At 64.7% G+C, this 7,963-nt stretch carries 5 protein-coding genes; all 5 read left to right on the top strand.

Annotation, left to right across the window (positions count from 1 at the left end):
- Positions 1-710: 710 nt before the first annotated feature.
- The 5 genes from ACVOMF_RS08335 (at position 711) to ACVOMF_RS08315 (ending at position 7,909) form a co-directional block, all read left to right on the top strand.
- On the top strand, positions 711-3,170 hold the full coding sequence (locus ACVOMF_RS08335) for a GH92 family glycosyl hydrolase (RefSeq protein WP_481508865.1): 2,460 nt from the start codon (positions 711-713) through the stop codon (positions 3,168-3,170).
- 98 nt (positions 3,171-3,268) lie between these two features.
- Positions 3,269-4,327 (top strand): LacI family DNA-binding transcriptional regulator, encoded by a 1,059-nt coding sequence (locus ACVOMF_RS08330; RefSeq protein WP_481508864.1) that lies wholly within the window; start codon positions 3,269-3,271, stop codon positions 4,325-4,327.
- Between the two features lie 43 nt (positions 4,328-4,370).
- Entirely contained in the window at positions 4,371-5,678 is a 1,308-nt protein-coding gene (gene fucP, locus ACVOMF_RS08325; protein ID WP_481508863.1) for an L-fucose:H+ symporter permease, read from the top strand.
- 6 nt (positions 5,679-5,684) lie between these two features.
- Positions 5,685-6,680 carry a carbohydrate kinase family protein gene (locus ACVOMF_RS08320; protein ID WP_481508862.1) on the top strand — a complete coding sequence of 332 codons (996 nt, stop codon included), beginning with the start codon at positions 5,685-5,687 and terminating at the stop codon, positions 6,678-6,680.
- Positions 6,677-7,909, top strand: coding sequence for an AGE family epimerase/isomerase (locus ACVOMF_RS08315; RefSeq protein ID WP_481508861.1), 1,233 nt, complete (start codon positions 6,677-6,679; stop codon positions 7,907-7,909). Before ACVOMF_RS08320 ends, ACVOMF_RS08315 begins: the two co-directional genes overlap by 4 nt.
- The last annotated feature ends 54 nt before the right edge of the window (positions 7,910-7,963 follow it).

Genomic DNA, 7,963 nt, shown 5'->3' with positions numbered 1-7,963 from the left:
CGCGTGGCGGGGCGGGCCCCCCCGCCCTCCGCGGCGCCGTGCCCACCGCCCCGCCCCGCCCCCCCCCCCCCCCCCCCCACCACCACGGGGATATCGGGGGAGCCACTGCCGAGCATGGCTCAGCACTACGCTTGGCTCCCTCCCTTTGGCCGCAGGCCAAGGGGAGGGCCGGGGAGGGGTTGGCTGTTGAGGCTTTACCGGGAAGTCCTCTGCCGAGCATGGCTCGGCACTACAGGCCGCTCTCCCTTTTACGGGAGAGGGGTTGGGGTGAGGGCTGCTTTTGGGGCTTTACCGGTAAGGCCTCTGCCGAGCATGGCTCGGCACTACAGGCCGGATTTTTCTGCCGATGTTGCGCCGCAGAATGCGCTGGGCGAAATGCCCATGCTTTACTTGGATCGATCTAAATTTTCGGCAAAGTACTTCCGGGGATGCAGGTGGGGCCGCGCAGGGCGGGGCCATGCTGGCTGCAAACCACTGAAAACACTGCCGAGTAGCGCTTTCCACGGCCCAATGTTTGTTGCTTTTGTCCCGCTGGCTGCCGTCGTGACGGCTGTCGGGGCAGGTGCGGGGGCCAACCTGTTTTGCTGATGCCTGGCATCTCTCCCCCATCCCGTTCCCGGATGGGCTGGACATCAGCGGCCCGGCTTGTCCGGGCCAACTTCTGCCGTAGCTACATCGCCGCCGTACCGACCGACCCAAGGATCCAATGCATGAGCCGATCGCCATCCACTGCCCCTTCCCGCCGCCGCCCGTTGGCAACGGCTGCCTGCCTGCTGGCGCTGAGTTTCGCGCCGTTGCTGCAGGCAGCGCCGTCGGCTGCGCTGGAGCGCGAGGTCAATACCTTCATCGGCAGCAAGGATGACGGCAATACCTTCCCGGGCGCGTCGGCACCCTTCGGCCTGATCCAGGTCAGCCCGATCGGCAGCCATTACTCGGGCTGGCGCTATGACGATGAAAAGATCCGCGGCTTCGGTCATTCCTTCATCTCCGGTGCGGGCTGCTGGGAGCAGGGCGGTCAGGTCTCGGTATTGCCAGTGACCGGCAGCATCGGTCCCGGTGGTGACTTCGACACCAAGGACCCCAAGCGCTTCGACCACAAGAACTATGCCTCGGCCTATAGCCACGATGGCGAAGTCGGCCAGGCCGGCTACTACAAAGTCCGCCTGACCGATTACCGCGGCATCGACGTGGAAACCACCGCGCTGACCCGCGCCGCCGCCGAGCGCTACACCTTCAGCGCGGGCGTCCGCGAAGGCCAGGTGCTGGTCAACGTGGCCCAGGCCAACGAGCGCCATTCGGTGATCGGCAGCGTGATCGATGTTGTTGGCGATCGCGCGGTGGAAGGCAAGCTGGTCACCAAGAGTTTCTGCGGCGGCCACCAGTACACCACCTGGTTCCGCATCGAATTCGACCGCCCGTTCAAGGCGCACGGCACTTGGGGCGAAGCAGGCGGCCTGCCCGGCGCGCGCCACAGCATGGAAGGCGAGGCCAAGCCCAATGGTGCGTGGCTGAGCTTTGACCTGGCCGATGGCCGCAGCGTCACCGCCACCAGTGCGATCTCGCATGTGGATGCCGAAGGTGCGCGCAACAATTTGCGCAGCGATGGCATGCAGGGCGGCAAGCTGCTGGGCTTCGATCGCATGCGCGCGCTGTCGCAGGCGCAGTGGCGCGAACAGCTGGGCAGCGTCAAGGTTGAAGGTGCGAATGCCGATGACCGCACCGTGCTGTATACCGCGCTGTATCACGCGCTGCTGCAGCCGATGACTGGCAGCGATGCCGATGGCCGCTATCGTGGCTACGACGACGTCATCCACCGTGCCGATGGCTGGACCTACTACGAGTATTTCTCGCTGTGGGATACCTACCGCACGCAGAACCAGTGGTTGGCCCTGACCCGTCCGGAAGTTGCACGTGATATCGGCCGCAGCTTGTTGGCGATCAATGAGCAGGGCGGTTGGTTGCCGCGCTGGGGCTATGCGAATTTCGAAACCAATGTGATGACCGGTGACCCGGTGACGCCGTTCATGGTCGACCTGTGGCGCTTCGGTGCGCTCAAGGGCCGCGAGGCGGAAGCCTGGGGCGCGTTGCGCCGCAATGCCTTCGAGATGCCGCCGATCAATTCGCGCATGGCTGGCCGTTCCGGCAATGCCAGCTATCTCGCCAACGGTTATGTGGCCTATGACCGTGCCTTCCCGTCCAAGGGAATGGACGTTGATCCGCACCACGGCGGCTCGGCCACGTTGGAATACGCATTGGCCGATTGCGCGCTGGCGCAGATGGCTGATGGCCTGGGCCACGCCGACGATGCAGCAACCCTGCGCGCACGTGGTGGCAACTGGCACAAGGTGTGGGATGCGGATGTGCGCGATGCCGAAACCGGCTTCACTGGTTTCCCGCGTCCGCGCGACGAGAACGGCAAGTGGTATACGCCGGCCGATGGTCATTACAGCCCGCGTTCGCAACACGGCTTCCATGAAGGCACCGGCTGGCAGTACCAGTGGCTGGTCCAGCAGGACGTGCCCGGCATGCTGCAGGCCATGCATGGCCGCGAACAGGCCGGCAAGCGTCTGGATGCGTTCTTCGCCTATGACGCGCTGCTGCAGTCACCGCTGACCGCTGCACGCAAGGAATGGGTGGTTGGCCCGTACAGCTACTACAACCAGTACCGCTACAACCCGAACAACGAGCCTGACCTGCATTCGCCGTGGATGTATACGCTGATCGGCCAGCCCTGGAAGACCGCCACCGTGGTTCGCGCGGCGCAGCAGCTGTTCACCAATGCGCCAAACGGCGTCACCGGCAATGACGATCTTGGCACGATGTCGGCCTGGTACCTGTTCAGTGCGCTGGGCCTGTACCCGGCAGTGCCGGGCAGTGGCCAGTTCCTGCTGCATGCGCCGCGCTACAGCAAGGCCGAGATCACTCTGGGCAATGGCCGCACGCTGCGCCTGCAGGCGCCGGGCGCCGATCCGCGCAGCCTGCAGTACATCCAGAGCGTGCAGGTTGATGGCAAGCCGCAGCCGGCGGTGTGGCTGGATTGGCAGCGCCTGCAGCAGGGCGGCGATGTGCGCTTCACCCTCGGTGCGCAGGCACCGGAGCAGGGCTGGGGCACCGCACAGGCGGACCTGCCGGTGTCGTACTGCGCCACCCCGGGCAGCGCCCAGCCGTGAGCTCGGGCAGCGCCAAGGCCGGTAAGAAGGACACGGGCAGCGCAAGCGCTGGCTGTGATCCTTTAGGCTTGGCGCATCCCGGAACCGCAGCGGAAATGATGAAAGACACTTCTACCGGCGCCAAGGGCGCACGCAAGGCCGGCCAACGCGCGGTCACCGTCACCGACATCGCACAGGCGGTGGGCGTGTCGCGGGCGACTGTGTCGCTGGTGCTGCGCGGCAGCCCCCTGGTCAATGTTGACACCCGCGCCAAGGTCGAGGCGGAGCTGCGCAAGCAGCGTTATGTGTACAACCGCACCGCTGCCAACCTGCGTCGGCGTACTTCATCGTCGATCGCGCTGGTGATCAATGATCTGTCCAACCCGTTCTTCGCCGAGTTTGCTTCCGGCGTGGACGAAGCATTGGGTGGCAAGGGCTTCGTGACCCTGCTTGGCAGCACCGGCGAATCACCGCAGCGACAGCAGGCGGTGTTGAGCACGCTGATGGAGCACACGCCGACCGGCTTCATCCTGTCGCCGGCCGAAGGCAGCGATGCCGAAGAGCTGCGCCATGTATTGGGCGCGCACGCCAACGTGCTGCTGTTCAACCGTGAATTGGCCGGCGCGGACTGGGATTTTCTCACCCTCGACAACCAGCACGGCGCGTACATGGCGACCCGTCACCTGATCGAACGCGGCCATCGTGATATCGCCTTCTTTGGCGGGCATGGGGCATCCAGTTCCTGCGCGCAGCGTCGTTTGGGTTACCAGCAGGCATTGAGTGAAGCGGGCTTGCCCATCCATGCGGACTGGTTGATCGAGTCCGCACCCAATCGTCTGGAAGCCGCTGCACGTACCGGCGAATTGTTCGAAAGCGCACAGCGTCCCAGCGCGGCGGTCTGTTACAACGACACGGTTGCATTGGGCCTGATGCTTGGCCTGACCTCGCGTGGCATACGCCCGGGTGGTGACTTCGCCGTTACCGGCTTCGACGATATCTCCGAGGCTGCGGTCGCGGTGCCGCCGTTGACCACGCTGACCGCAGATCCACGCGAACGTGGCCGGCAGGCTGCAGCCTTGTTGCTGCAGCGCCTGGACAACCCCGACGCAGCACCGATGCGTACCGTCGCACCGGTGCAGCTGCGGATCCGCGAAAGCAGTGCAGCAAGACCAAGCTGACTCCTCAACCCCATATCCCGATTACCGTATCCAGGCAGCCCACATGCACATACCAACATCGCCGTCATCTACATCAAGCCAGTCGGCGCCCGTGGTCAATACGCGTGTGGCGATGGCGGTGGCGACCACCATCTTCTTCATGTGGGGCTTCCTGACCTGCCTCAACGACATCCTGATTCCGCACCTGAAGTCGGTATTCGAACTGAACTACACCCAGGCGATGCTGGTGCAGTTCACCTTCTTCGGTGCCTACTTCCTGATGTCCTTGCCAGCCGGTCGGCTGGTTGCGCGGCTGGGTTACAAGCAGGGCATCGTCGCCGGTCTGGTCATTGCCGGCATCGGTGCGCTTGGCTTCTGGCCGGCGGCTGAGCTGCGCGTCTATGGCGCCTTCCTGGCCGCCCTGTTCGTGCTGGCTACCGGCATCACCGTGCTGCAGGTAGCGGCCAATCCCTATGTCGCGCTGCTTGGCCCGGAGCGCACCAGTTCCAGCCGCTTGACGCTGGCACAGGCCTTGAACTCGCTGGGCACCGCGATCGCGCCGATCTTTGGCGGCATGTTGATCCTGGGCAACACGGTGAAGAGTGCCGAAGAGCTGACCGCGTTGCCGCTGGCTGACCAGTTGGCCTACCGCGCGCAGGAAGCGCAGTCGGTGCAGGGGCCGTATCTCGGCCTGGCAGTGGCCCTGTTCCTGCTGGCGCTGTTCGTGTTCCTGTTCCGGCTGCCGTCGCTGAGCGAGAACAGCGAACAGGCCGACAGCGCACGCCACAGCTATGGCGATGCGCTGCGCCACAAGCACCTGCTGTTCGGCGTGCTGGGCATCTTCTTCTATGTGGGTGCCGAGGTCTCGATCGGCAGCTTCCTGGTCAACTACCTGTCGCAGCCCAACATCGGCGGCTTCAGTGAGCAGCAGGCCACGCACTACGTGTCGCTGTACTGGACCATGGCGATGATCGGCCGCTTTGCCGGGTCGCTGCTGCTGGTGCGCTTTTCGCCGCGCAAGCTGCTGGCACTGTTCGCGTTGATCAATGTGGGCTTGCTGGCACTGACCATGGCCAGCGAAGGCCAGGTGGCCTTGTACTCGATCGTGGCGATCGGCCTGTTCAACTCGATCATGTTCCCGACCATCTTCGCGCTCGGCATCGAACGCCTGGGGCCGTTGACCAACAAGGCATCCAGTCTGCTGATCATGGCCATTGTCGGCGGCGCGGTGGTGCCGTTCCTGCAGGGCGTGCTGGCCGACCGCATCGGCGTCCACCATTCATTCGTACTGCCGTTGCTGTGCTACGGCTACATCATTTTCTACGGGCTGGTCGGTTCGCGTACCAGCACCGGCGTCACCCAACAGGACTAAGGCCAGATGGGCAAGATTGTTTGTTTCGGCGAGATTTTGATCGATCTATTAGCGCAGCCACCGGCCTCGGCGGAGACCCCGCGCGCCTTCCTGCAGTACGCTGGCGGTGCCCCCGCCAACGTCGCAGTGGCGGCCGCGCGGTTGGGTGCCAGCAGCCATTTCGCCGGCATGCTGGGCCGCGACATGTTCGGTGACTTCCTGTTGGAGAGCCTGCAGCAGGCCGGGGTCGAGACCGACTGCATCGTGCGTACCGACGCAGCCAAGACCGCGCTGGCCTTCGTCGCGCTGGACGCGCATGGCGAGCGCAGCTTCAGCTTCTACCGGCCGCCGGCGGCTGACCTGCTGTTCCGCGCCGAGCACTACCTGCCGGCCTGCTTCGACGGCACGGCCTGCTTCCACGTCTGCTCCAACAGCCTGACCGAAGCGGACATCGCTGCGGCGACCTTCGCCGGCATGGAGCGCGCGCGCGCTGCTGGCGCGGTGGTCAGCCTGGATCTGAACCTGCGCCCGGCGCTGTGGCCGGCGGGTGTCGATCCCTCGCCGCGCCTGTGGCAGGCCTTGGAGCGCGCCGACCTGATCAAGCTCTCGCGCGAAGAGCTCGATTACCTGGCCGCGCCACTGGGCGCCGACGGTGATGCGCAGGTACTGCGCCGTCTGTTGGCTGCGCAGGCACGCTGGGTGATCGTCACCGACGGTGCAGGCACGCTGCGCTGGTATACCCGGCATGGGGAGGGCGAGGTGCCGAGCTTCCGTGTTCAGGCGGTGGATACCACCGCTGCCGGTGACGCCTTTGTCGGCGGCGTGCTGGTCGGGCTGGTTGAGCGTGGTGGCGCAGGCGCCGGTTTTGTCGCGTTCTGCCAGACCCCGAATGCAATCAATGGCACGCTGCGCTTTGCTGCCGCGGTAGGTGCCCTGGCGGTAACCCGCAAGGGTGCATTCGCGGCAATGCCCGCCTTGAGTGAAGTACAGCAGCTGCTGCAGCAACAGGAAGCCATCGCATGACCACTACGCCCGATTTCCGTTCCCCGGCCTTCCTGCGCGCGCATATCGCCGACACGATGGCCTTCTATCATCCGCATTGCATCGATGCGGATGGCGGTTTCTTCCACTACTACCGGGACGACGGCAGCATCTACGATCGCAGCCATCGCCACCTGGTCAGCAGCACCCGCTTCGTCTTCAACTACGCGATGGCTTATCGCGAGTACGGCAATGCGGAGTATCTGGATGCGGTGAAGCACGGCGTGCGCTACCTGCGCGAGGTGCACCGCAATCCGGCCACCGGCGGCTACGCCTGGACCCTGTGCGATGGCAAGGTCGAGGACGACATGAACCACTGCTATGGCGTGGCCTTCGTGCTGCTGGCCTACAGCTGTGCGCTGAAGGCCGGCATCGAGCAGGGTCGGGAGTGGATGGACGAGACCTGGCAGCTGCTCGAGCGCCACTTCTGGGAGCCGCAGCACGGCCTGTACCGCGACGAAGCCGACGCCAACTGGAACTTCACTGGTTACCGCGGCCAGAACGCCAACATGCATATGTGCGAAGCCATGCTGGCCGCGTTCGAGGCCAGTGGCGAACAGCGTTACCTGCAGCGCGCCTTGCAGCTGGCCGACAACATGACCCGCCGGCAGGCGGCCAAGGCTGGTGGCCTGGTCTGGGAACACTACGACATCGATTGGAACATCGATTGGAACTACAACCTGGACAATCCCAAGCACCTGTTCCGTCCGTGGGGGTTCCAGCCCGGTCACCAGACCGAATGGGCCAAGTTGCTGATGATCCTCGATCGCCACGTCGATGCCGATTGGCTGGTGCCGACTGCGCGGCATCTGTTCGATACCTCGATGGCGCGCTCCTGGGACGAAGCGCGCGGCGGCCTGTATTACGGCTTTGCACCGGAATCGCGCCGTCAGCCCAACATGGATGGCGCGGCGATTGGTGGCGACAGCTTCGTCTGCGACGACGACAAGTATTTCTGGGTGCAGGCCGAGTCGTTGGCCGCAGCCGCACTGCTGGCCAAGCGCACCGGTGATGCCGGCTACTGGGAGTGGTACGACCGGCTGTGGGCGTACTCGTGGCAGTACTTCGTCGATCATCGTTTCGGCGCGTGGTTCCGCATCCTCGACGCCGACAACCGCAAATACGACGACGAGAAGAGCCCGGCCGGCAAGACCGATTACCACACGATGGGTGCCTGCCACGAAGTGTTGAATGTGGTGCGCGAAAGCTGATCAACAGCATTCGTGTCGCTTCAGTCGTCATCCCCGCCAAGGCGGGGACCGCTC

It is taken from the genome of Stenotrophomonas sp. STEN022 (assembly GCF_056760155.1).
Note: the sequence above shows the minus strand (reverse complement) of the source record. Positions and strands in the feature narration are given on the sequence as shown.